Source organism: Viridibacillus sp. NPDC096237, assembly GCF_050278625.1.
Taxonomy (GTDB): Bacteria; Bacillota; Bacilli; order Bacillales_A; family Planococcaceae; genus Viridibacillus.
In genome coordinates this window covers 182,163-205,390 of record NZ_JBNNTI010000001.1, presented here as the reverse complement: position 1 = coordinate 205,390, position 23,228 = coordinate 182,163, and the positions used below count along the sequence as shown (strand labels likewise).

General features: G+C 36.9%; 26 protein-coding genes. 22 read left to right on the top strand and 4 right to left on the bottom strand.

The window, feature by feature from the left end:
- Positions 1–12 precede the first annotated feature (12 nt).
- From ACQKMD_RS01035 to ACQKMD_RS01025, 3 genes are read left to right on the top strand one after another with little or no spacing between them, the layout of a single operon-like run.
- Positions 13–2,298 carry an FtsX-like permease family protein gene (locus tag ACQKMD_RS01035; RefSeq protein WP_427748687.1) on the top strand — a complete coding sequence of 762 codons (2,286 nt, stop codon included), beginning with the start codon at positions 13–15 and terminating at the stop codon, positions 2,296–2,298.
- Positions 2,299–2,311: 13 nt separating this feature from the next.
- The gene (locus ACQKMD_RS01030; protein ID WP_427748685.1) at positions 2,312–2,968 is read left to right on the top strand and encodes an ABC transporter ATP-binding protein; all 657 of its coding nucleotides are present in this window, start codon (positions 2,312–2,314) and stop codon (positions 2,966–2,968) included.
- A 3-nt stretch (positions 2,969–2,971) separates the two neighbouring features.
- Positions 2,972–3,571: a 4'-phosphopantetheinyl transferase family protein gene (locus ACQKMD_RS01025; protein ID WP_427748684.1), complete on the top strand. Its 600-nt coding sequence runs from the start codon at positions 2,972–2,974 to the stop codon at positions 3,569–3,571.
- 410 nt (positions 3,572–3,981) lie between these two features.
- Here ACQKMD_RS01025 and lexA read toward each other — a convergent pair whose 3' ends face one another.
- On the bottom strand, positions 3,982–4,602 hold the full coding sequence (gene lexA / locus ACQKMD_RS01020; protein ID WP_427748682.1) for a transcriptional repressor LexA: 621 nt from the start codon (positions 4,600–4,602) through the stop codon (positions 3,982–3,984).
- Between the two features lie 167 nt (positions 4,603–4,769).
- On the opposite strand from lexA, the gene yneA reads away from it, so the two are divergent.
- The 6 genes from yneA to ACQKMD_RS00990 all read left to right on the top strand — a co-directional run bounded on the left by yneA (position 4,770) and on the right by ACQKMD_RS00990 (position 9,032).
- Positions 4,770–5,084 (top strand): cell division suppressor protein YneA, encoded by a 315-nt coding sequence (gene yneA / locus ACQKMD_RS01015; RefSeq protein WP_427748680.1) that lies wholly within the window; start codon positions 4,770–4,772, stop codon positions 5,082–5,084.
- On the top strand, positions 5,081–5,737 hold the full coding sequence (locus tag ACQKMD_RS01010) for a YneB family resolvase-like protein (protein WP_427748679.1): 657 nt from the start codon (positions 5,081–5,083) through the stop codon (positions 5,735–5,737). The genes yneA and ACQKMD_RS01010 overlap by 4 nt, the downstream gene beginning before the upstream one ends.
- A 66-nt stretch (positions 5,738–5,803) precedes the next feature.
- Positions 5,804–6,040 carry a DUF896 domain-containing protein gene (locus tag ACQKMD_RS01005; RefSeq protein WP_427748677.1) on the top strand — a complete coding sequence of 79 codons (237 nt, stop codon included), beginning with the start codon at positions 5,804–5,806 and terminating at the stop codon, positions 6,038–6,040.
- 91 nt (positions 6,041–6,131) lie between these two features.
- A complete protein-coding gene (gene tkt / locus ACQKMD_RS01000) occupies positions 6,132–8,132 on the top strand; it encodes a transketolase (RefSeq protein ID WP_427748675.1) in 2,001 nt (666 codons plus the stop codon).
- 144 nt (positions 8,133–8,276) lie between these two features.
- Entirely contained in the window at positions 8,277–8,717 is a 441-nt protein-coding gene (sirA, locus tag ACQKMD_RS00995) for a sporulation inhibitor of replication protein SirA (protein ID WP_427748673.1), read from the top strand.
- Positions 8,718–8,810: 93 nt separating this feature from the next.
- Positions 8,811–9,032 (top strand): YneF family protein, encoded by a 222-nt coding sequence (locus tag ACQKMD_RS00990; protein ID WP_427748672.1) that lies wholly within the window; start codon positions 8,811–8,813, stop codon positions 9,030–9,032.
- A 10-nt stretch (positions 9,033–9,042) separates the two neighbouring features.
- On the opposite strand, the gene ACQKMD_RS00985 is transcribed toward ACQKMD_RS00990, so the two are convergent.
- Positions 9,043–9,993, bottom strand: coding sequence for an alpha/beta hydrolase (locus tag ACQKMD_RS00985; RefSeq protein WP_427748670.1), 951 nt, complete (start codon positions 9,991–9,993; stop codon positions 9,043–9,045).
- Between the two features lie 17 nt (positions 9,994–10,010).
- Positions 10,011–10,907 (bottom strand): hydroxymethylglutaryl-CoA lyase, encoded by an 897-nt coding sequence (locus ACQKMD_RS00980; RefSeq protein WP_427748668.1) that lies wholly within the window; start codon positions 10,905–10,907, stop codon positions 10,011–10,013.
- A gap of 82 nt (positions 10,908–10,989) precedes the next feature.
- Here ACQKMD_RS00980 and ACQKMD_RS00975 point away from each other — a divergent pair, with 82 nt between their 5' ends.
- The 3 genes from ACQKMD_RS00975 to ACQKMD_RS00965 all read left to right on the top strand — a co-directional run bounded on the left by ACQKMD_RS00975 (position 10,990) and on the right by ACQKMD_RS00965 (position 13,450).
- A complete protein-coding gene (locus ACQKMD_RS00975) occupies positions 10,990–12,174 on the top strand; it encodes an acetyl-CoA C-acetyltransferase (RefSeq protein ID WP_427748667.1) in 1,185 nt (394 codons plus the stop codon).
- Positions 12,175–12,188: 14 nt separating this feature from the next.
- Positions 12,189–12,455 (top strand): YqkE family protein, encoded by a 267-nt coding sequence (locus tag ACQKMD_RS00970; protein WP_427748665.1) that lies wholly within the window; start codon positions 12,189–12,191, stop codon positions 12,453–12,455.
- Positions 12,456–12,964: 509 nt separating this feature from the next.
- Positions 12,965–13,450: an HXXEE domain-containing protein gene (locus tag ACQKMD_RS00965; protein ID WP_427748663.1), complete on the top strand. Its 486-nt coding sequence runs from the start codon at positions 12,965–12,967 to the stop codon at positions 13,448–13,450.
- An 86-nt stretch (positions 13,451–13,536) separates the two neighbouring features.
- On the opposite strand, the gene ACQKMD_RS00960 is transcribed toward ACQKMD_RS00965, so the two are convergent.
- A complete protein-coding gene (locus ACQKMD_RS00960; RefSeq protein ID WP_427748661.1) occupies positions 13,537–14,433 on the bottom strand; it encodes an aldo/keto reductase in 897 nt (298 codons plus the stop codon).
- Positions 14,434–14,502: 69 nt separating this feature from the next.
- On the opposite strand from ACQKMD_RS00960, the gene ACQKMD_RS00955 reads away from it, so the two are divergent.
- The 10 genes from ACQKMD_RS00955 (at position 14,503) to ACQKMD_RS00910 (ending at position 23,188) form a co-directional block, all read left to right on the top strand.
- Positions 14,503–15,042 (top strand): NUDIX domain-containing protein, encoded by a 540-nt coding sequence (locus ACQKMD_RS00955; RefSeq protein WP_427748659.1) that lies wholly within the window; start codon positions 14,503–14,505, stop codon positions 15,040–15,042.
- A gap of 62 nt (positions 15,043–15,104) precedes the next feature.
- A complete protein-coding gene (locus ACQKMD_RS00950) occupies positions 15,105–15,623 on the top strand; it encodes a hypothetical protein (protein ID WP_427748657.1) in 519 nt (172 codons plus the stop codon).
- A gap of 94 nt (positions 15,624–15,717) precedes the next feature.
- Positions 15,718–16,185 (top strand): Fur family transcriptional regulator, encoded by a 468-nt coding sequence (locus ACQKMD_RS00945; RefSeq protein ID WP_427748655.1) that lies wholly within the window; start codon positions 15,718–15,720, stop codon positions 16,183–16,185.
- Between the two features lie 74 nt (positions 16,186–16,259).
- Positions 16,260–17,168, top strand: coding sequence for a site-specific tyrosine recombinase XerD (gene xerD / locus ACQKMD_RS00940; RefSeq protein ID WP_427748653.1), 909 nt, complete (start codon positions 16,260–16,262; stop codon positions 17,166–17,168).
- Between the two features lie 83 nt (positions 17,169–17,251).
- Positions 17,252–18,436, top strand: a complete 1,185-nt coding sequence (gene deoB, locus ACQKMD_RS00935; protein ID WP_427748651.1) for a phosphopentomutase — start codon at positions 17,252–17,254, stop codon at positions 18,434–18,436.
- Positions 18,437–18,452: 16 nt separating this feature from the next.
- Complete coding sequence (locus ACQKMD_RS00930; protein ID WP_427748649.1) at positions 18,453–19,757, top strand: pyrimidine-nucleoside phosphorylase; 1,305 nt, start codon at positions 18,453–18,455, stop codon at positions 19,755–19,757.
- 388 nt (positions 19,758–20,145) lie between these two features.
- Positions 20,146–20,499 carry an STAS domain-containing protein gene (locus tag ACQKMD_RS00925; protein ID WP_427748647.1) on the top strand — a complete coding sequence of 118 codons (354 nt, stop codon included), beginning with the start codon at positions 20,146–20,148 and terminating at the stop codon, positions 20,497–20,499.
- Complete coding sequence (gene spoIIAB / locus ACQKMD_RS00920) at positions 20,492–20,938, top strand: anti-sigma F factor (RefSeq protein ID WP_427748645.1); 447 nt, start codon at positions 20,492–20,494, stop codon at positions 20,936–20,938. Before ACQKMD_RS00925 ends, spoIIAB begins: the two co-directional genes overlap by 8 nt.
- Before the next feature lie 4 nt (positions 20,939–20,942).
- Complete coding sequence (locus tag ACQKMD_RS00915) at positions 20,943–21,731, top strand: SigF/SigG family RNA polymerase sporulation sigma factor (protein WP_427749291.1); 789 nt, start codon at positions 20,943–20,945, stop codon at positions 21,729–21,731.
- On the top strand, positions 21,728–23,188 hold the full coding sequence (locus tag ACQKMD_RS00910) for a spore germination protein (protein WP_427748644.1): 1,461 nt from the start codon (positions 21,728–21,730) through the stop codon (positions 23,186–23,188). The genes ACQKMD_RS00915 and ACQKMD_RS00910 overlap by 4 nt, the downstream gene beginning before the upstream one ends.
- Positions 23,189–23,228 lie beyond the last annotated feature (40 nt).

Sequence of the window (23,228 nt, the reverse complement as noted above, 5' to 3'; positions counted from 1 at the left end):
GAAAGGATATATATGAAGATATATCGACAATTTTTAAAGTCTTATTACCGCCTTCATAAGATGCAATTTTTAGGTCCTTTGTTTACCTTGACGATTATTTGTGCCATCTTATTTGGAAGTATCAGCGCAAATGAACTCATTGCTAAACAGACAGAATCCCATTTCTATGACCAATATGGAGAGGTAACCCAAATCGTTCGTCTGCAGCACGATCAATTCCGTAGTGAGGACGACTTTGCAAAGGACTGGACTGGGAAAAATAAAACGACCTATTTACAAAGCAATGGAGTACATGAAAAGAATAACAAAGTGAACTTTGTCAATTTTTACGGGGTCGATCAAGGCTTTTACAAAGTATTTCCTTTTGACCAAGTTTATGAGCTAAAGGGAAATGATGCTGTGGTATCTGCTTCTTTTGCTAAAGCGCATAAGCTTAAAAAGGGAGATATGATTACCATAAAAACATACAGCATGCCCTTCGACTATCAGGTAGCGGCGATTGCTGATGGTGATTTTTTTGCCAAAGAGGATGGACAAGGTGCCAATATTTTAGTAAGCAAAGACCAATTTCGAAAGAACTTTCAATTATCCGAAAAAGATGTCACGACATTGGCGGGTACTGATTTGAAAGTGCAAAAATATAAAAATGTTTATCAAACTGAAAACGTCAGAGAAAACGTTTCGGCCATCGGACAGATGCAGATGATCCAACTCGTGGTGATGATCATCGATGCGGTAATTCTGTTAGTGTCTACCTATATTTTGTTCGGATTTTATCGAATGGCTTTCGTTGGAAAGTTACACTATCTATCAATCCTAAACATTATCGGTATACAGAAACGTCGCCTGACAGCTTTGATGTGGCTAGAAAATATCGTCTTGATGACAATCATCTATAGCATCTTAGCGATCGTGAGTATCTGTCTGTTGCCATTGGGATGGATTTATTATGTGGCAGTTTACGGCATATTACTAGCGACGATCGTGATTGCAAACGGCTTTATTACGAGCCTCTTCCGTAAAACCGACGTATTGGCTTATATTTTAGGACGAGAGCAAGTGAAAATTAAACAAGGGTGGGTACCATTCTTTGTACTATTACTATTACTTGTAGCTACATGTGTTGTTAAGCCCGCCATTTATACTTTTGTGCTAGTGGGCATTAGTCTATTTTTCGGTATTTTTTGGATGTTGGGAAATGCGAAGCAAAGTTCTGTGCAACTTATCAAACATTTAAACCGTGAAAGAATCGTCAATGAGATGAAAGCCATATTGATGCTGGCCATTATTTCACTATTACTGATTTACGCTGCGATAACGGGTGTTCAGCACTTTATTACTGGTATTTATAGTAATTGGAAATTCGATCAACAAATCACCGTAAATGAAGAAAAAACAGCAGAGATTCAGAGCTACTTAGCGGAAAATAACGTGGAACAAGCAGAGTTTTTGTGGAAAAATTATTCGCTTGAGCCATTGAATGTGAAGCATAAAGGTAAAAAACTATCGATTGATGATTTGATTGGCATAAATGATCAAGATGATTTGAAATGGTTCAATATCAAGGGCAATATCGATATGAAACGGCTTCAGGCAGGAAATAATGTCTATCTGAATGAGAAGTATAAAAAATATCACTTATCAGATGGAGTGCAGATGGATGGAAAACGATTCGACATCGTAGGCTATTTTAATAGCAGTATGAATGCGACAGATCATGTGGCGATTGTAAGTGAGAAAAGCTTCCGCAAGCTGGACGACACAAAAATCAGTCAGTTTTATATAAAAAATGATGAGTTGATTTTAAATAAATTGTACGGTGCATTTGGAGATGACATTTTAGGAACGATGGATGCAAGGCAACAAAGCCTAGATAATACGAGTTTCGCACAAAATCTTCAAAGTGTTTTAATGATATTTATTCTATTTATCGCATTGATAAGTATTTTATCCTTATTGAATAGTTTCTTTATCTTGCGAGATAAACAGCAGAAACTCTTTGCAATTTTAGGCGCAGCAGGACTAAGTAAAAAGAAATTAATGTCGCTAAACTTCTGGCAGATCTTCGCTTTAGGGGTACAAGGTCTATTGATCGCAGAAGTGATACTTATTTTGGTCTTACGATTCTTTGAATGGTTTATTCAAACCGTAATCGGGCAGAATATTCCTCTGGTTGTCACCTATGAAATGCAGCTACAGGCAATTGGCGTATATCTTTTTGTGTTGATTGTTGTTTGGCTGGCAAGTCGTCGTAATTTGAAAAAAATGAATATCCTACAAACAATACGTGAAAGGTAAGCGGGTAAAAACTATGCTTAAAATTGAAAATGTTACAAAAACAGTAAAGAGTGGTCAAACAACTCAAAACATCCTATCGAATGTATCATTAGAAATCCAACAAGGTGATTTTGTCTCTATTTTGGGTCCAAGTGGTGCAGGAAAATCAACATTATTATATTGTTTGAGTGGCTTATCGAATATTACAGAGGGAAAGATTTTGATAGCAGAAAAGCCCATCCACACATTGAAAGAAGAGGCACTTGCAAAATTTCGCTTTGAAAATCTAGGTATTATTTTTCAGGATTTTCATCTGATCCCAATGTTGAATGTGAAAGAAAATATTATTTTCGTGGCACAAATGTATAAAAAATATCAAGATGACACTTATTTAAAGGAGCTGCTCGATATTGTTGGCTTGACGGATAAGGCAGATACGCCGGTCGCGAATCTTTCCGGTGGGCAGCGGCAGCGTGTTGCAATTGCTCGTGCACTCTTCATGAAACCAAATATTCTTTTTGCAGATGAGCCTACGGGTAATTTGGATAGTCATACAGCTGAAGTCATTACTTCTTTATTGGAAAAGGTCAATCGAGAATTTGGTACGACCGTTGTGCAGGTGACTCACGCAGAAGAACTAGCAAAACGTTCTGGGTGTATTATTCGGATGAAAGACGGAGGAATCGTCTGATTTATGCGACTTTTTGTAAAAAATTGGACATCATCCAATCTAGGAGTATGTGCGCAATATTATTATGAATTGCCGGCATTTCAGAAAATAGAGGTAGATAAATTCAAAAGAAAAGAAGATAGAATACGCGCGATTTTTTCTAGGCGGTTATTAAATGAATTCTTGCAACGCCATGATTTTGAACATGGGCAGTTGGCAGTATCAGAGTATGGGAAAAAATATATCAAAAATGGAGCTGTCTATTTTAATATCAGTCATTCGGGTAGATATATTGTACTTGTAGAGTATGATCGTGAAATCGGCGTAGATATTGAGCAGATCTCTGCTTATGATGAAAAAATAGCCCAGCTTTGCTTTACACCATACGAAAATTTAGTATTAAAAGAAACACCAGCCAGTAAAAGAGATGATCTTTTCACATGCATTTGGACTCGTAAAGAGAGTTATGTGAAAAATTTGGGGTTAGGGTTAACATGTGAGGCATTTTTACGTGCGATAGAAACCTTGGAAAATGAAGGAATAGTTTATAACATGTATGATTTTCATGAACTGGCTTGTCTGAGTCAGAAAAGTGATGGGCATATTATGAGTGTGTGCGTTTGAGATTCAATTTAAATAAGATTAATGTCAAATGGTGTTGATAGTGAGTTTTCCTATGTAAAATAACGTCGTAATGGGTTAATTAAGCAGCTTAAGGAGATATCCTCAAGCTGCTTTTTTTTGTACTGTTTGACAATTTATCAAGATATGATGTCTATAACTGAAAGTTTTTAGCCAAGAGTAGTTTAATGAAGTGCGTCACCGTTCTTCACGCTTTGTGCTAGTAAAAAACCCTTCTAACAAAATGGTGTGGCAAAACAAATGGACGCCACTGAAGGGTTGGCACTCTACAGAAGGCAAATCAACATCTTTGTAACATTAGTAGATATATATATTCCTAATTAATGTAATATAAAAAGATTGTAAGAATCAAATAAATTAATAAGATTCTTACAATCCTATATGGTTGTCTCTTATAAAACGTTTCGATACAAACCGACTACTTTACCTAAAATGGAAACTTGATCTACAATAATTGGCTCCATAGAAGAGTTCTCAGGCTGTAAGCGGAAATAAGATTCTTCTCTAAAAAATCGCTTAACAGTTGCCTCATTGTCCTCTGTCATCGCTACAACAATTTCACCATTATTCGCAGTGGCTTGTTGTTTCACGATTACATAATCTCCATCTAATATACCAGCTTCTATCATAGATTCACCCATGATTTCAAGCATGAAAATTTGGTCTTCAGTTGTTCCATAAGAATCTGGGATTGGGAAGTATTCTTCAATATTTTCAATTGCTGTAATAGGAAGGCCTGCAGTAACTTTACCAACTAGTGGTACATGTACAACGCCTTGTTTTGCAATTGTAGAGTCTTGCTGATCTAATATTTCGATTGCACGAGGTTTCGTTGGATCTCGTCGAATTAGTCCTTTGCTCTCAAGTCTAGCAAGATGTCCGTGGACTGTAGAACTTGATGCAAGACCAACTGCTTCACCAATTTCACGGACGGAAGGCGGGTATCCTTTAGTGCGAACTTCCTCTTTGATGAAAGACAATATATCTTCTTGTCTTTTCGATACTTTTTTCAATCCAATCACCTCTTTATCTCATACTATGTAAAAGTTAATAATAGTATAGCATTAGCGAACAAACAATGCAAACATAAGTTCGAAAAAGCCGTTGACAAAAACAAGTGTTCTGTTTATATTTAGAACATATATTCCGAACGGGTATCCGAGTGAAGGGGAGAATCAGTATGAGTTGGTTAAAAAAATATCAATATATTACATTGCTTTTTGGGGTTTGCGTAATCTTTACATCAATTTTAGTTGTTGCAAATAGTGCGAATACATCATATAAAGAGATTAAAGTTCACGACGGGGATACTTTAATTTCTCTGGCGAATAGATATAAAGGTAATATGGCTGACCATGAATGGATATCAAAGGTTAAGAATGAAAACAATTTAATTGACGATACGATATATGCGGGACATACTCTAATAGTTCCAGAACATGATAATATTAAAGTTCAAAATATAGGGATAGAAGTGGCGAGTGATAAAAAATGAAACAAAAAATAGCAATACTCTATTGCCGTGTTAGTACAGATAAAGATACACAAGATACTTCGCTTGAAAGGCAAGAGATTGAGTTAAGAGAATTTGCAGCTAGTAAAGGCTATGAAGTTGCTCAAGTATTTTCAGATCGACATAGTGGATATGATATTGATCGTGAAGGATTACTTGATTTACTCGAATGTGTAAAGGACTATGATCAACCAACACTGTTTGTACAAGATGAAACACGTTTAGGACGTGGGAATGGTCGAATGGCGGTACTTCATTTATTGCAAAAAACGAATACAGACATTTTTACTTTAAGTGATGCAGGTCATGTTCGATTAAATGAAATGGATGCTATGTTGTTAGAAATATTAGCAATTGTAGAAGAGTATCAACGTAAATTACATAATGCTAAAATCCGCAGAGGGATGAGGAGAGCTGTTCAGAACGGCTACAGACCAGAAAAGAATTTAAAAGATCGAGGGAATCCTGAAGGCCGAGATCGAATAGATGTTCCAATTGAACAAATAATCCATCTTAGACAAAAGGGTATGACGTTTGAAGAAATTACAGATACTTTAAGAGGATTAGGTTTCCAAGTTAGTAAAGCGACGATTCATCGTAGATTTATGGAGTTAAAAGAGGAAAAAAAAGACTAAAAGCTTGCGCTTGCGGTCTTTTTTGCATACCTTTGTATTAACGTCTGTATGAAAGGTGAGAAAACAATGTTATCAAAAGAAAAATTACAACGTATAAGTGTACTTTCAAAAAAATCAAAATCACAAGGCTTAACTGTAGAGGAAGCAAAGGAGCAAACAGCACTTCGCAAAGAGTATTTAGACACATTCCGATCTTCAATGCGTGAGACAATTGAAAATGTCCGCGTTTTCGATCCAGAGGGAAATGAAGTAACTCCTGAGAAATTACGTCAAAAACAAAACAAGAATAATCTTTTAAATTAAGCACAATTTATAGAAAGCATTGTTTTATATAAGAATGTTGACTACACTGTAATAGTACAATATTTAGCTTAAGAAAGGATGTCTACTAAAAATGACTCAACAAGCAGATCAGCTTGCTATTAACACAATTCGAACTTTGTCTATTGATGCTATTGAAAAAGCTAATTCAGGTCACCCAGGATTACCAATGGGGGCTGCGCCAATGGCTTATACTCTTTGGACAAAACAACTTCGTCACAATCCTTCAAACCCAAACTGGTTTAACCGCGATCGTTTTATTTTATCAGCCGGTCATGGCTCAATGCTATTATATAGCTTATTACACTTAGGTGGATATGGTTTACCAATGGAGGAAATCAAAAGTTTCCGTCAATGGGATTCTAAAACACCAGGTCACCCAGAATACGGTCATACAGCTGGAGTTGAGGCAACAACAGGCCCATTAGGTCAAGGTATTGCAATGGCTGTTGGTATGGCAATGGCGGAAAGCCACTTAGCAGGTGTTTATAATAAACCAGAACATGAAGTAGTGGATCATTATACGTTTGCACTTTGTGGTGATGGAGATTTGATGGAAGGTGTCGCTGCTGAGGCAATTTCTTTAGCAGGTCACTTACAACTTGAAAAACTGATCGTGCTTTATGATAGCAATGACATCTCTTTAGATGGCGATTTGAATAAATCATTCTCTGAAAATATTCAAAAGCGTTTTGGATCATATAACTGGAACTACATTCATGTAACTGATGGTAATGATATTAAAGCAATAAATGCAGCCATTGAACAAGCAAAAGCACATAAAGGCCAACCTACTATTATTGAAGTAAAAACAGTTATTGGCTACGGATCACCAAATAAATCAGGTAAAGCTGACTCTCACGGTGCTCCATTAGGTACTGATGAAGTAAAACTTACTAAAGAACACTATTCATGGCCACACGAACCATTCCATGTACCTGAAGATGTGTATTCAACATTTAAACAAGCAGCTGAAGTTCAAGGTGCTCTTGCTGAAGCTACTTGGAATGAACAATTTGAAGCTTATAAAAAAGCATATCCTGCACTTGCAGAACAGTTTGTAAATGCGATGAATGGGGAGCTTCCAGAAGATTTCGCATCAGAAGTCCCTGTTTATGAAGCAGGTAAATCTATTGCTACACGTTCATCTTCTGGTGAAGTGATAAACGCTCTTGCAAAAAATACACCTTCATTCTTTGGAGGAAGTGCAGATTTAGCAGGTTCAAATAAAACAACTATTAAAAATGCAGGCGATTTCTCAGCAGAAACTCCAGAAGGCCGTAACATTTGGTTCGGTGTTCGTGAATTTGCAATGGGTGCGGCTCTAAACGGTATGGCTCTTCATGGTGGAGTTAACGTCTTTGGTGGGACATTCTTCGTATTCAGTGACTATGTACGTCCAGCAATTCGTTTATCTGCATTAATGGGCCTACCTGTAACATATGTATTTACACATGACAGTATCGCTGTGGGTGAAGATGGTCCAACACATGAGCCCGTTGAACATCTAGCTGCATTACGTGCTATGCCAAATCTTACTGTTATTCGTCCTGCGGATGCAAACGAATCTGCTGAAGCTTGGAAATTAGCAGTATCATCTAAAAATCAACCAACAGTTTTAGTTCTTTCACGTCAAAACTTACCAGTGTTAGATCACTCAGCTTCACTAGCAGCTGATGGCATTTCTAAAGGCGCTTATGTTGTTTCAAAAGCTAATAAAGAGGTAGCTGATGCACTAATTTTAGCGACTGGTTCAGAAGTAAGCCTTGCTATTGAAGCTCAAAAACAATTAGCTACTGAAGGTATTGAAGTATCAGTTGTTTCTATGCCATCATTTGATCGTTTTGAAGCTCAAGATGCTGCATATAAAGAAGCAGTATTACCAAGATCAATCACAAAACGTTTAGCAATTGAAATGGGTTCATCATTTGGTTGGCATAAATATACTGGCTTCGAAGGTGATGTTCTAGCAATTGATAAATTTGGTGCGAGTGCACCAGGTGAAATTGTTATGAAAGAATATGGCTTCACTGTAGAAAATGTAGTTGCAAAAGTAAAAGCATTATTTGCTTAAGAAAATAATGCTAACATTGAAAAGTAGAGGGTTTTTTCCTCTACTTTTTCTTTTTTGACAAATAAAGTGCTTTAAATCGGACGTCAATTGACAAAATGTTCTTGCAGTGTTTGCTATACTGTTTACAAGAGAGGAGTGGTAATCTTGCGAGTATACTCAATCTTTCATGTGAAAAAGAAACATCAGGCTTTTGTTTATGGTAGAGAACGTTTACTATTCGATTTCATTCAATCCTCAAATACGTATGAGCATGCAATACATCCGACGCAAGAAATCTCCTACTTATGTGAGCCTTTGGATATGGTGCAAATTGAACACATTATCCAACATCAACTAGGTAATAGCTTTTCTGGCATTCAAACAAAGGATCACCAAATCTTTTTGATGAATGAATTTAAAGGGGAAATCCAAATTGATATTTTTCCTTACTACATAGCTGTTGTCTGTGTTGGGTCACGCATGCTCGAGTTAGATTTATTTGCAACATTATCAAAATTAAGTGATTGTTTTATCGGATTTAATAAAGATGAAATGGAATGTGGTTGGTTAAAACCGCTTAAATTCCATTCGCACGAAAGACGATAAATCTTGTCAAACAGTAGTATGTAGTGGTTTTTTATTGTATAATCCTTGTTGGAGATAGTTTTCTCGCATAAGAAACTTGGAGGAGGAAAACCAGTGAATACTACGTTATGGATTATACTTGTTATCGTGGCATTAATAGCAGGAATAGCTATCGGTTTCTTTGTTGCCCGTCAATATATGATGAAGTACTTAAAAGACAACCCACCGATTAACGAACAAATGCTACGAGTAATGATGTCTCAAATGGGACGTAAACCGTCTGAAAAACAAATCAAACAAATGATGAACTCAATGAATAAATTAAGCAGTAAATAAAAAATAGCACTCAGTTGAGTGCTATTTTTTTGTCTGTATCTTTAAAGACAAATTCTTTTAAGAAATCAGCTATTAACAGTTCATAGGCTTCTGGGTTCATATTAAAGGATTGTGCATGAGGACCTACATCAAAAAGTTTTAACTTTTTAGGGCCAGGTTTTAAGCTATACATTTCAATTGTCATTTCAGGTAAGATGAAGTCATCTGGGAGACTATGAATAAACAAGACAGGCTTTTCAATTCTAGTTACAGCCTCTTTAGGTGAGATACTCTTTAAGGAGTATCCATCACGCATTCTTAAGAAAACACCTGCGAGTTTAATGGCTATACTATTACGTAGTGGTGTTTGTTTCATCATTAAGTAGTATAATTGCTCTGAAAAGTCAGAGAAGGCGCAATCAGAAATGTAGAAGTCGGCTTCATCCTCTAATGTGCCAGCGTATAATAATGTAGTAGCAGCACCCATAGATTCTCCTTGTACACCAATTATACCTTCGCCACCTAATTTTTGCTTCAAAGTCTTCATAACCGCTTGTAAATCATATTTTTCATAATGACCGTAGCTTGTTGTTTTACCCCCAGAGTCACCATGTCTACGATGATCATAAACGACTGAGTTAAAGCCTAAGCGCTCGAAAAGACGAGCGTATTTTACGGAATTAATTTTATTTTCCGTAACACCATGGCAAACAATTATAGTGTTATTAGTTTGTAAAGGTTGGAAGTGAATGGCTTTAATTGAATAGCCATTTGGGGAATCGACCCACATTTCTTCCTTATTTACATGCTCAAACCAAACTTCGTCAAAACGCTTTGCTTCCTTTTCCCGTTGTAATATGAAGGCTGCATCTTTGTTTTTCATATACATAATGCGACTTGAAAATAAGTAGCCGAAAATCGCCGTAATGGCACCAAGAGTACCCGAAATAAGTCCTAAAATCCAAAGCAATCGTTTTTTCATGATCATTCATCACTCCTCTACTTTTGCTTAAAGAGCCGGAACTGACCACTGTCGATTGTTCCGGAAATTAATGGTTCGACAATTCTTGCCGCTTCGCAAACTTTTTCAACGTCAATCCCTGTGTGAACTCCTATACTTTCTAGCATATGTACAACATCCTCTGTTGCAACATTTCCTGTAGCACCTTTCGCAAAAGGACAACCACCAAGACCACCTGCTGATGTATCAAATCTGTCTACACCAGCTTGTAGTGCAGCAAATATATTTGCTAACGCCATTTTTCGTGTGTCGTGAAAATGGGCAGTCAAGAGTAACTCAGGTAATTCTTCTTTCAAACGCTTAAATAGTGTGTAACTTTCTACAGGATTGGCCATGCCAATTGTATCTGCAACACTTAACTCATTTATACCCCAACTCGCAAATACTTTACATAAAGCAATTGTATCTTCAACTTCAATCTTTCCTTCATATGGACAATAAAACGCTGTTGATATACAAGCGCGTACAAATTTCCCTTGCTCTTTCAGTTTTGCCACGACAGGTGCTAAACTAACCATGGCTTCTTCAGTATTTTTATTAATATTTTTTTTATTAAATGTATGACTAACCCCAACGAAAACGGCAATTGCCTCTGCACCAGTTTCCACCGCACGTTCCACCCCTGTAGCATTCGGTGCTAATACAAATTGTCTGCCCACTTTAGCAGTATTCTTAACTATTTCTTCTGCATCTGCCATTTGCGGCACCCATTTTGGTGAAACAAAAGAAGTTAACTCCATTTCTTTAATGCCTGCATTCTGCAAGCATTTAATGAAATCAAGCTTCACTTTAGTCTCAATTGAGTTTTTTTCATTTTGTAAGCCATCTCTGGGACCTACCTCGATAATTGTCGCATTATTTGGTAAACTGAACATAACATCCCCTCCTATATTCCATTGTAAGGAAGGGATGTACATATTAGCAAATATTTTTATACTTAAACAAGGGGGAATAATTATGACAACTGAAGTTGTAATTGTGAGCGCTGTACGTACAGCTATTGGGAGTTTTCAAGGAGCGTTAAAGGATGTTCCAGCAACAAAACTGGGTGCAATTGTTATTAAAGAAGCATTGTCAAAGGTAGGGGTGCCTTTTGAACAAGTAGATGAAGTGATTATGGGTAATGTCTTACAAGCTGGTCTAGGGCAAAATCCAGCTCGGCAAGCAGCTATTTTCGCAGGCCTTTCACAAGAAGTTCCTGCCTTAACGATAAATAAAGTTTGTGGGTCAGGTCTTAAAGCGGTCCATTTAGCGACTCAAGCAATAATCTCAGGCGACTCAGATATTATCGTTGCAGGTGGAATGGAAAATATGAGTCAAGCACCATATTTGTTGAAAAATGCACGTGAAGGATTCCGTATGGGCGATCAAAAGGTAGTTGATAGTATGATTGCTGATGGTTTATGGTGTGCATTTAACGATTATCATATGGGGATTACAGCTGAAAATTTGTGTGACCAATATTCAATTTCCCGTGAGGAACAAGATCACTTCTCAGCACGTTCTCAAGAGAGAGCCGCAGTAGCGGTAGAAGAGGGTAAATTTAAAAAAGAAATTGTTCCAGTAGAAATTCCTCAGCGTAAGGGAGAGCCAATCATATTCGATACAGATGAATATGTAAAACCAGGAACTTCAGCTGAAAATTTAGGCAAGTTACGACCAGCGTTTAAGAAAGAAGGATCTGTAACAGCAGGTAATGCTTCTGGTATTAATGATGGTGCAGCCGCACTTGTTGTAATGTCCAAAGCAAAAGCTGACGAGTTGGGTATTAAACCACTCGTAACAGTTGTCTCAAACGCCAGTGTAGGCGTTGATCCAGCTGTAATGGGGAGTGGTCCGGTGAAAGCAGTACAAAAGGCCTTAACGAGAGGGCAGCTAGAGTTAGGGCAGATTGACTTAATTGAAGCGAATGAAGCATTTGCTGCACAATCGATTGCAGTTGACCGAGAATTACAATTTGACCATGAGAAATTAAATGTTAATGGAGGTGCAATTGCTTTAGGTCACCCAATTGGAGCAAGTGGTGCTAGAATATTAGTAACGCTACTCCATGAAATGGAGAAGCGAGATGCTAAAACAGGTCTTGCTACACTCTGTATTGGTGGAGGTCAAGGTGTTGCAACAATCGTAAAAAGAACGTAAGAAGGAGATTGGAAATGGCTAAAAAGAAAAAACAACAAAGACAACAACCAGTACAACAATACTCTTTAAAAGACGAGGGATTAACATTAAAAGACCAACTTAATGGTGATATGTTAGAGAAATTAAAAATCGCTAAAAAAGACCTCATCGCAAAAGAACAAGCTGCTCAGGAAGAACGAGATGCTAAATTAGCGTTTGAACGTAAGCAACGTGAAAAGAATAAATCGTTTGAAGAATTACTCAATGAGTATGGCGATAAAGGCTATAAATTTAATAGTTAATAGACGATTTTTTATGTTCAATGTTATACAAATGTAGTAAGTTAACTATTTAATTGAGTTATTGAAATGTTGATTATTTAAAAGAGCTTAGCAAGTTATGTGGTTTGATATAAAAGGTAGTTTTGAAAGTTTTTTTCAGAGCTGCTTTTTATTTTGTATAAAACGGGAGAGAAATTTTGTGCAAAATGATTACTAAATGAATCCGTTTTTTACATAGGTAACTTATGAATATCTTATAAATAACAGGGGTGAAGTATAGAAGTTTCGAAAATTCGAATGCTCATATGGATTTTTCCTATTGTTTTTTTAACTTCTTTCAGCAGAAGTCTCCCACCTCTATAGGTGGTGAGATGAATGCGGATTTAAGCTGCTTTTCAGTGGGTGTCCAAACACCCGCTGAAAGAAGTTAAAGCCTCCGGCGGATGTCACGGAATCGGAAAGGAGTTCTTTGTGCAAGCACAAAGCCGATTCCGGACGCAATTATGCCGAGGCATAATTGATTTCATGATTTGGAGGAAATATTAACGGTTGCAGATTTTACTGCGAAATTACCATTTTCAGTTTCTACTGAAGAATTCGTGATCGCATTTATTTTATTATGGGTTATTGTATTGATTGGCTGTGTGATGGTGGTTACCAATAAACGATTTGTAGGAATACAACCGATAAAGTTCTTTACATTGTTAGTTGCTGGCGTGTTTCTTGCAAACGGAATAGGGCATGTAGTGCAAAGTATAATCTTTCAAAGATATGTACCTGGTGTCATTACGGCTATGGTTATCTTAATACCATTTTGTCTGTTTAGTATTAGAAGATTAATGCTAGAAAATTTAATCACTCCCAAGCAAATAGGGGGCTACTTAATATTGGGTTTTATATTACAGACACCTTTTGCTTTGACGGCTCTATTAATACAAAATTCATTGTATGAGGTTCTAAGGGGTTTCATGAAAATGGTTAGTAATATACATTTAAAAGAGCTATTCTTTCTATAAAAGACAAATATAAAATTTAAGATGCAATTTAAGTGCTTGGATTTATTTCGAAGAAGGGTCCGCAATGTGGGATCCTTCTTTCAAGTTTAACGATGTGTATTATACGTATCTACTTTTGTTAGTTTACCTAGCTCTTTAACATCAATAGATTGCGCTTTATTATAAGCTTTAATTGTATCTTCCAATTGTTCTTTTGAACTTACGCCAATTACTGCAGAGGCTACAATAGGTGACTGTAATACATAAGCAAGTGCTGCTGCATGTACATCTTTTGTATTGTTTTCCAATTCTTCGAGAGTAGCTTGAAGATTGTCTTGGCTATAAGCTTGGTAGCCATCCGCTTTTGCTAAACGTTTTAACCAATCATTTGTCAATAACCCTTTTGCTAAAGAACCTCGGGTTACAATGGATGCATTATTTTCTTCTAGTACTTCAAACCATTCTTCTGGTCTGCGGTCTAATAAGCTATATTGCATCATGACAGAAACTGCATCACTATTTGGTAAAAATTCCTTAATTACATTTGGTCGGATTGATGAAATACCGTATGATCGAATGACTCCTTTATTTTTTAAGTTATCAAATGCATCAATTATTTCATCCCACGGGTCCTCAATTGTTCCACCATGTAGTTGGTATAAGTCAATATAATCTGTTTGTAAGCGACGCAAGCTTTCTTTTACTTGGCGTTCGATACTTTTCTTTGAAGGGTCCCAGTGCCAACTTTCTCCGTCCTTATTCCAAACATTTCCCACTTTAGTGGCTAATATTATATCTTGTCGTTTACTGCTAAGCGCTTTGCCAACAAGTTCTTCGTTAATGCCCTTATCATATAAGTCCGCTGTATCGAAATAGGTAATACCTTGATCCACAGCTGCATCTACCACCCATTTCGCAGTCTGTTCGTCAGTTGGTAGAGACATACAACCAAGACCAATTTCTGAAGTAATTAATTCGCTATTACCTAACTTTCTACTCTTCAAAAATATCACTCCTCATATGATAATGGTACAATGTTTAATAACAAAAGCACAACGGAGAGGATTGCTATTATGAAAAAATTTGAAGAAAAAACGATTAATTCTAAAAAGATTTTTGAAGGCCGCGTTATTTCAGTTAAAGTAGATGAAGTCACATTACCAAACGGTAACACATCAACTAGAGAATTAGTGAATCATCCAGGAGCAGTAGCTATTATACCAATTACAAACAAAGGTAAAATTGTTCTTGTGGAGCAATATCGCAAACCTTTAGAGCGTAGTATTATCGAAATTCCAGCGGGTAAATTAGAAAAAGGCGAAAAGCCAGAATATACTGCTATCCGCGAGTTAGAAGAAGAAACAGGCTATGGCTCAAAGAATTTCACGTTTGTTCAATCTTTTGCCACATCTCCGGGCTTTGCAGATGAAGTTATTCATATATATGCGGCGAGAGATTTATATAGAATTGAGAATCCGGCTGAGCTAGATGAGGATGAATTTGTCGAATTATTAGAAGTTACGTTAGAAGAAGCTGAACAAATGATTCGTGAAGAAAGAATCTACGATGCTAAAACAGTGTTTGCAATTATGTGGATGAAAAATATCTTATAAAAGAAGTTATGAAATAGGTCGGGACGAGCATAGGTTGTACGAAGTAAAGGAAGGTGACCTATATGAACCGATCATTTCAAATTATTTACTTTTTTTTAGTTATTGCAATTGGCTTTATCGGAGGAATTTTACTGTTGCAACTTTCTACTGTTGAACAAGCAGAATGGCTCATTCGTAAATTGGATAGTAGAGTACTTCTACAAGGGAAGCCATCTATTTGGCGATCTTTACTGCCAGTTGTCATTCCATTTGCTATTGTTTCGTTGCTTGCATCTCATAATTATTTAAGACATGTGACAAGGGTTGTTGTTGTATTAAAATCGGCATTTTTTGGATACAGTGCAGGTTATTTAATAGACACACAAAATGCATTTTGGTCATATGCTGCATGGTGGTTTCCTTTTCAATTGCTTTACAGTATAGTATTATTGGTGTTTTGTATAGTACTTGTACCTGAACCAGTTTACGCTATAAGGAAGAAGTTACCAATTTTACCGCGTGTAATAGTAGTACTCATCGTCACTCTAGTAATTTTTGTGGTTGAATTACTTGCAATTCACTTTATTTATAAATTAAAATAATTATCAAATTACAATTATTATAATTACAATCAATTCAATCTTGTAATGAGAATTGACTTTTTGGTATAATGTAAGAAGTTTAGGGGGGCGTCGTATGGAAAGCCGTATTGATCGAATAAAAAAACAATTACATGGTGCGAGCTACAAACTGACGCCGCAGCGTGAAGCGACGGTAAGAGTGCTTTTAGAGAATGAGGAAGATCACCTTAGTGCTGAGGATGTCTATTTACTTGTTAAAGAAAAAGCACCAGAAATTGGACTTGCAACCGTGTATCGAACATTAGAGCTTTTAACAGAGCTTAAGATTGTCGATAAAATTAATTTCGGTGATGGCGTATCTCGTTATGATTTACGTCAAGAAGGAGCTGCTCACTTCCATCATCACCTCGTGTGTATCGAATGTGGTGCTGTTGATGAAATTCAAGAGGATTTACTTGAAGATGTAGAAGCAGTCGTTGAAAAAAGATGGAATTTTATTGTTAAAGACCATAGGCTAACATTTCACGGTATTTGCTGGCGTTGTCATGATAAAGAATCAGAAAACAATAGCAATCAATCATAAGTTTATAGCTTACAAACAAAGGATGGCGGAGGTGCTGTCCTTTTTTATTTACCTATTTTTAAGGAGGTACCAAAATGAACCAAGATATATTAGATGCTACTCAAGATTATTTACACTTTTTACGTGTTGAACGCCAGCTTTCTGACAACACATTACAATCATATAAAAGAGATATTATTGCATATACTAAGAATATTTTCGTAAGCCAAGGTGTAGAAAATTTTGATGAAATAGACAGATTGAATATACTTCATCATTTACAGACGCTAAAAACATCGGGTAAATCTGCTCGTACTATTTCAAGGCATATATCATCAATCCGCTCATTTCACCAATTTTTGTTAAGAGAAAAAAGAGCTAGTGGGGATCCGACAGTACATTTAGAAATGCCGAAGCTAGAGAAAAAATTACCGAAAATTTTATCGATTGAAGAAATTGATAACTTAATTGCTATGCCAAATCTTGCAAAACCACAAGGAATTCGAGATCAAACGATGCTTGAATTGTTATATGCAAGTGGTATGCGAATTAGTGAATGTATTGCATTGAATTTAGAAGATGTTCATATTACGATGGGCTTCGTAAGGGTTTTTGGTAAAGGTGGTAAAGAACGTATTATTCCGCTTGGACGAACAGCTATAGAAGCATGCAAGGCATATTTAGAAAACGGTAGACCAATACTAGAAGATAAGTTACATAAATCAGAGGCCGCCTTTTTTATCAGCCAAAGAGGAGATCGCTTAACACGACAATTTTGTTGGAAATTAATGAAGGATTATGCAGAGAAAGCGGGTATAGATAAAGAGATTACACCACATATTTTACGCCATTCTTTTGCGACGCATTTAATTGAAAATGGTGCTGATCTACGCGCGGTTCAAGAGTTGCTTGGACATGCTGATATCTCAACGACACAAATTTATACTCATATTAGTAAGACACGATTATCAGAAGTTTATAAGCAGTTTCATCCACGTGCATAAAAAAAATCCAAATGTCAGAGGTCTGACATTCATTTTTTCGTATAGTTTGGTAAAATGAGTGTAAATATAGAGGAGGAACACAAATGAACACAAAATCATTTAAACGCATTCACTTAATAGTGCTGGACTCAGTAGGTATTGGAGAAGCACCTGATGCCGAAAAATTCGGTGATGTAGGTGCAGATACATTAGGTCATATAGCTGAAAAAATGAATGGCTTAACTATGCCTAATATGGGGAAATTAGGTTTATCGAATATCCGTGAGTTACCTGGGATTACTCCTGTAGAAAAACCTATAGCTTATTTCGGTAAAATGCAAGAAGCATCGGTGGGTAAAGATACAATGACAGGTCATTGGGAAATTATGGGTTTGAATATCGATAAACCATTCAAAGTGTATCCTGAAGGCTTCCCACAAACATTAATAGGACAATTAGAAGAACGTATTGGTCGCAAAGTACTTTGTAATATGCCAGCGAGTGGTACGCAAGTGATTGATGATTACGGTGAAGAGCATATGAAAACAGGCGCAATTATCGTTTATACATCTGCTGATCCAGTTTTACAAATCGCAGCACATGAAGAAATTGTTCCATTAGATGAGTTGTATAAAATTTGTGAAATCGCCCGTGAATTGACTTTACAACCTGAATTTTTAGTAGGTCGTGTAATTGCTCGTCCTTTCATTGGAACTCCAGGTAACTTTGAACGTACATCGAATCGTCATGATTATGCGTTAAAACCATTTGGTCGTACGGTTATGAATGAATTAAAAGATGCTAATTTTGATGTCATCGCTCTAGGTAAAATCTCTGATATTTTTAATAATGAAGGTGTAACAGAAGCAGTCCGTACAAAAGACAATACAGATGGTATGGATAAGGTATCACAAGTGGTTCGTAAGGATTTCCATGGTTTATCTTTCTTAAATTTAGTAGACTTTGACGCAGCCTATGGTCACCGCCGAGATCCAATTGGCTATGGTGAAGCTTTAGAAGAATTTGACCGTCGTTTACCAGAAGTTTTGGAAGCGTTAACGGAAGAAGATTTATTAATAATAACTGCAGACCACGGAAACGATCCAACTTTCCCAGGAAGTGACCATACTCGTGAATATGTACCATTAATCGCTTATTCACCACGCTTTAAAGAAGGTCATGAATTACCATTAAGACTCACATTTGCGGATATAGGTGCCACTGTCGCAGAAAATTTCAATGTAAAATTACCTGAGTTCGGCACAAGTTTTTTATCAAATATAAAGTAAGTGAGGGAGAAATAATATGAGAATTGTTGATATTATTGAAAAAAAACGTAATGGTGGAGAATTGACTACTGAAGAAATTCGTTTTTTCATTGAAGGTTATACAAATGGTTCTATTCCAGACTATCAAGCAAGTAGCTTATTAATGGCAATTTATTTTCAGGATATGAATGATCGTGAACGTGCAGATTTGACAATGGCAATGGTTGAGTCGGGAGATCAAATTGACCTTTCTAAAATCGAAGGTATTAAAGTGGATAAGCATTCCACAGGCGGCGTTGGTGATACAACGACGTTAGTATTAGGTCCTCTAGTAGCAGCTGTAGGCGTTCCTGTTGCGAAGATGAGTGGACGCGGTTTAGGTCATACAGGAGGCACTATCGATAAATTAGAGGCAATTGAAGGATTCCATGTTGAATTGACGACAGAACAATTTATTGAGCAAGTAAATGACATTAAATTAGCAGTTATTGGTCAAACAGGAAACTTAACACCTGCCGACAAAAAATTATATGCACTTAGAGATGTGACTGGGACAGTAAGTAGTATCCCATTGATCGCGAGCTCAATTATGAGTAAAAAAATTGCTGCTGGTGCAGAAGCTATTGTGCTTGATGTGAAAACGGGTGAAGGTGCTTTCATGAAGACTGTAGAAGATGCTAAGAATTTAGCACACGCAATGGTCCAAATTGGTAACAATGTCGGTCGTAACACAATGGCTATTATTTCTGATATGAGCCAACCGCTTGGATTTGCGATTGGTAATGCATTAGAAGTAAAAGAAGCAATAGAGACATTACGAGGAGAAGGTCCTGAAGATTTAACAGAGCTTTGCTTAACGCTTGGCAGTCAAATGGTCGTTCTAGGTGGTCATGCGAAAACAATCGAAGAAGCTCGCGGACAGTTATTAGAAGTTATTGAAAATGGTAGCGCTTTAGAAATCTTCAAGCAGTTTATTAAAGGACAAGGTGGTAACCCAGCAGTTGTAGATGATACTTCATTGTTACCTCAAGCCAAATATACTTTTGAAGTACCTGCAAAAGAAGATGGTTTTATATCATTCATTGAAGCTGATGAAGTTGGAACTGCGGCTATGCTTTTAGGTGCGGGTCGTGCTACGAAAGAATCAACTATAGACTTAGCGGTTGGTTTAATGCTACGCAAAAAAGTCGGCGATAAAGTAATGCAAGGTGACTCTCTCGTAACAATTTATGCTAACAGAGAAGACGTCTCAACAGTGATTGATAAGATCTATACACATATCAAAATTGCCAAAGAAGCACCTCAAGTACCGAAATTAATCGAGGCTATCATTACAAAATAATTTATTAAAAGGCTGTTACTCATTTTTATGTGTAACAGCTTTTTTTGTGGCTTATATGATAAAAAATATGCAATAGATAACTTTGTAGAGACAAAAATTCTATTTAATGAAAGAGAATAACTAGTAGGGATGAGTAAATAGATTATTTTCTCGAATAAGGAGACTATTATTTGATATCTGCCCTTCTTCTCCCATACTAAATTACTTTTTTTTGAATTGGTATTTTTAGTTGATTAAAAATCCCTTGAATCTCCAATACTTATGGATAAAGATGACATCCATTTACTGTCGATTTAGTTCTAATTTTAGAAGGTTTCTTCTTAAATTGTCATGAGAGAGGATAACGTAAAACAAATGTGGAATATGCTTGTGAAAAGGAGGTATGACTATGCAACAATTAATTCAATTGACAGTGGATGGCATTGCCGTTATTCGTTTACAAGGTGATTTAGACCATCACGCTGCAAATCGTATTCGAGAAGAAATTTCACAAGCAATTTACCAAGGTAGCGTTCACGCAATTGTTTGGAACTTAAGTGACTTACAGTTTATGGATAGCGCTGGTATTGGTTTGATTTTAGGAAGAATGCGTGATTTGGCGCCAATCAACGGACAAACCGTCATCTTAAATCCTTCTGCTACAATGCAGAAAATTTTTCAGTTTTCAGGGTTGTCCAAATATATTTGGCAAGGTACAGAAGATCAAGTAATTCGAACTTTAGGGGGGATTTTGAATGGATAATGAAATGACTTTATCGTTTTTAGCGGTCAGTGAAAATGAAGCACTAGCGCGTATGGCGATGACAAGTTTTATGACAGTGCTAGATCCGACGATTGAGGAATTGTCTGAGGTGAAAACTGTCATTTCAGAAGCAGTTACAAATGCAATTATTCATGGCTATGAGGAAAATCGTACAGGCGTTGTAACTGTATATGCGACTCGTGTTGACCGCGAAGTGACTGTGACGATTTCTGATAAAGGATGCGGAATTGAAGACGTAGAGCAAGCAATGGAACCTTTATATACGACAAAGCAGCAAATGGATCGCTCTGGTATGGGCTTTACAATTATGGAAAGCTTCACAGATCAGTTATCTGTTAAATCCGAGCGCGGGAAAGGGACAACGGTCACCTTCAAGAAGCAATTTCAACCAGTAGGTACACCGTTTGCTACTAGGTGAGAAAATGACATCTAAACCACAAGCCTCTTCCATATTGCTAACACAGGAGAAAATGCGAGAGCTTATATTACAGTCTCAAGCTGGCGATGTTAACGCTAGAAAAGAGATGGTAGAGGGTAATACTCGCCTTGTCTGGTCAATCGTACAGCGTTTTGCATCACGCGGGGCAGATTTAGAGGATCTTTTTCAAATAGGTTGTATTGGCTTGATGAAGTCAATTGATAAATTTGATCTGTCATATCAAGTGAAATTTTCAACATACGCAGTACCTATGATAATTGGTGAAATCCAGCGATTCTTACGGGATGATGGTATGGTCAAAGTAAGCCGATCTATTAGAGAGCTTAACTATAAAATTCGCCATGCCTCAGATGATTTTCTTAAAATCAATGAAAGACCCCCTACCATGAAGGAATTGGCTAATTTGTTGGAAGTCACAACTGATGAAATAGCAATGGCTTCGGATGCTTTAAGGGACCCTGCATCATTGCATGAACAATTATTTGAAAGTGATGGCGATCCAATTACATTAATGGACCAGATGAGAGATGCTACCTCCGAAAGGCCTTTTGAGCATATACCACTTCGAGATATTTTAACGCGACTTGGTAAAAGGGAACAATCTGTAATTTATTTACGCTATTACTTAGATTGTACTCAAAGTGAAATTGCTGAGAGACTTGGCATTTCACAAGTGCAAGTATCGCGACTAGAAAAACGTATTTTATCACAATTGAAAGTTTGGCTAGCACCAGGCCAATTGAAAGGATTAGAAAAGGCGGCAAAAAAATGACTGAAGAACAAAAACCCATTTTCGCGAGTATAGAAGAAGCAGAAAAGTTTATGATTTCAAAATTCGGTGAAAGTGAGAGCTTTGATATAGGGATGAAGCATCTGCATTTATACAAAATGCCGGTGTTCTCTATTTATATTAATGGGCTCATCGATAGTGCCAACTTCACAGAAATTCTTGTGAATATCCAACCGACTCAAGAGATTGAAGGATATACACCTGAAACAGAGCCAGAATTCTTTCAATTTTGTTTTCCATATTTTGCATGGGAACCGATGGCGAATCAGCAACAACTATTAACTGCGATATTAGGGGGCCAGGTGGCGTTTATCACACCATCTGGCTATGCTTTTATAGCAGATTTACGGGCTTATCCTGGAAGACAACCTGAAGAACCTGATAATGAAAAAGTTATTAGAGGGTCACGTGATGGTTTTACAGAAAATATTGTGCAAAATTCAGGCCTTATAAGAAGACGTATTCGTGATGCAACATTACGTTTTGAACTACATCAAATTTCTGATAAAGGGAAAACCGATACAGCAATCGTCTTTATGAAAGGCATTGCGAATGAAAAACATCTAGATTATATTCGTCAGCGTATAAAGAAAATTCAACACGATGGTTTAACTATGGCGGATAAATCTCTAGAGGAATGGTTATTTAAACAAGGTTTCCATCCACTACCATTTGTACGTTATACGGAGCGACCTGATATTACTGCCGCTCATTTATTGGAAGGTCATATCGCAATTATAGTTGATACGTCACCTTCTGTTATTTTAGTACCAGTGACCTTTTTTCATCATTTACAACATGCAGAGGAATATCGCCAAGCGCCTTTTATTGGGACAGCTGTTCGATTCTTAAGGTTCTCTGGTACTTTTTTAAGCCTCATATTATTACCTTTTTGGTATTTGTTAATAAAGCATCAAGATTTAATTCCAACATTTTTAGATTTCATTGGAATAGATAAGAAATCCGCCATACCGATACTACTCCAAATATTACTAGCAGATGCAGGGATAGAATATTTGCGGCTTGCCTCCATTCATACCCCAACCCCCCTATCAACTGCGATGGGATTAATCGCAGCTGTCGTTATCGGGCAAATTGCAATTGATGTTGGACTATTTTCACCGGAAGTTGTACTATATTCCGCTATTACCGCTATTTTCACATTTGCAATTCCTTCGTATGAATTGAGTATCACTATAAAAGTATTTAGGATAGTGTTGCTACTCATCACCGCATGGCTCGGAGTTAATGGATTCTTCCTAGGTATATTAGGGCTTTTCTTATATGTTTGTTCGTTAAGACCAATGAAAGTACCTTATATGTGGCCAGTTGTTCCGTTCTTCCCACAAGCATTTTTACGTATATTCATACGATTCCCTATGACGAGCGATGCTTTAAGACCGTATATTGTAGGTGCAAAACAGCGAAAACGTTCATGATGTGCCATTGCATACTTTTCTCTTTCTATGATAAAGTTCA

Coding starts and splice junctions, on each gene's coding strand:
- ACQKMD_RS01035 (WP_427748687.1), top strand. CDS start 13: ATGAAGATATATCGACAATTTTTAAAGTCTTATTACCGCCTTCATAAG.
- ACQKMD_RS01030 (WP_427748685.1), top strand. CDS start 2,312: ATGCTTAAAATTGAAAATGTTACAAAAACAGTAAAGAGTGGTCAAACA.
- ACQKMD_RS01025 (WP_427748684.1), top strand. CDS start 2,972: ATGCGACTTTTTGTAAAAAATTGGACATCATCCAATCTAGGAGTATGT.
- yneA (WP_427748680.1), top strand. CDS start 4,770: ATGAGTTGGTTAAAAAAATATCAATATATTACATTGCTTTTTGGGGTT.
- ACQKMD_RS01010 (WP_427748679.1), top strand. CDS start 5,081: ATGAAACAAAAAATAGCAATACTCTATTGCCGTGTTAGTACAGATAAA.
- ACQKMD_RS01005 (WP_427748677.1), top strand. CDS start 5,804: ATGTTATCAAAAGAAAAATTACAACGTATAAGTGTACTTTCAAAAAAA.
- tkt (WP_427748675.1), top strand. CDS start 6,132: ATGACTCAACAAGCAGATCAGCTTGCTATTAACACAATTCGAACTTTG.
- ACQKMD_RS00985 (WP_427748670.1), bottom strand. CDS start 9,993: ATGAAAAAACGATTGCTTTGGATTTTAGGACTTATTTCGGGTACTCTT.
- ACQKMD_RS00980 (WP_427748668.1), bottom strand. CDS start 10,907: ATGTTCAGTTTACCAAATAATGCGACAATTATCGAGGTAGGTCCCAGA.
- ACQKMD_RS00975 (WP_427748667.1), top strand. CDS start 10,990: ATGACAACTGAAGTTGTAATTGTGAGCGCTGTACGTACAGCTATTGGG.
- ACQKMD_RS00970 (WP_427748665.1), top strand. CDS start 12,189: ATGGCTAAAAAGAAAAAACAACAAAGACAACAACCAGTACAACAATAC.
- ACQKMD_RS00955 (WP_427748659.1), top strand. CDS start 14,503: ATGAAAAAATTTGAAGAAAAAACGATTAATTCTAAAAAGATTTTTGAA.
- ACQKMD_RS00950 (WP_427748657.1), top strand. CDS start 15,105: ATGAACCGATCATTTCAAATTATTTACTTTTTTTTAGTTATTGCAATT.
- ACQKMD_RS00945 (WP_427748655.1), top strand. CDS start 15,718: ATGGAAAGCCGTATTGATCGAATAAAAAAACAATTACATGGTGCGAGC.
- xerD (WP_427748653.1), top strand. CDS start 16,260: ATGAACCAAGATATATTAGATGCTACTCAAGATTATTTACACTTTTTA.
- deoB (WP_427748651.1), top strand. CDS start 17,252: ATGAACACAAAATCATTTAAACGCATTCACTTAATAGTGCTGGACTCA.
- ACQKMD_RS00930 (WP_427748649.1), top strand. CDS start 18,453: ATGAGAATTGTTGATATTATTGAAAAAAAACGTAATGGTGGAGAATTG.
- ACQKMD_RS00925 (WP_427748647.1), top strand. CDS start 20,146: ATGCAACAATTAATTCAATTGACAGTGGATGGCATTGCCGTTATTCGT.
- spoIIAB (WP_427748645.1), top strand. CDS start 20,492: ATGGATAATGAAATGACTTTATCGTTTTTAGCGGTCAGTGAAAATGAA.
- ACQKMD_RS00915 (WP_427749291.1), top strand. CDS start 20,943: ATGACATCTAAACCACAAGCCTCTTCCATATTGCTAACACAGGAGAAA.
- ACQKMD_RS00910 (WP_427748644.1), top strand. CDS start 21,728: ATGACTGAAGAACAAAAACCCATTTTCGCGAGTATAGAAGAAGCAGAA.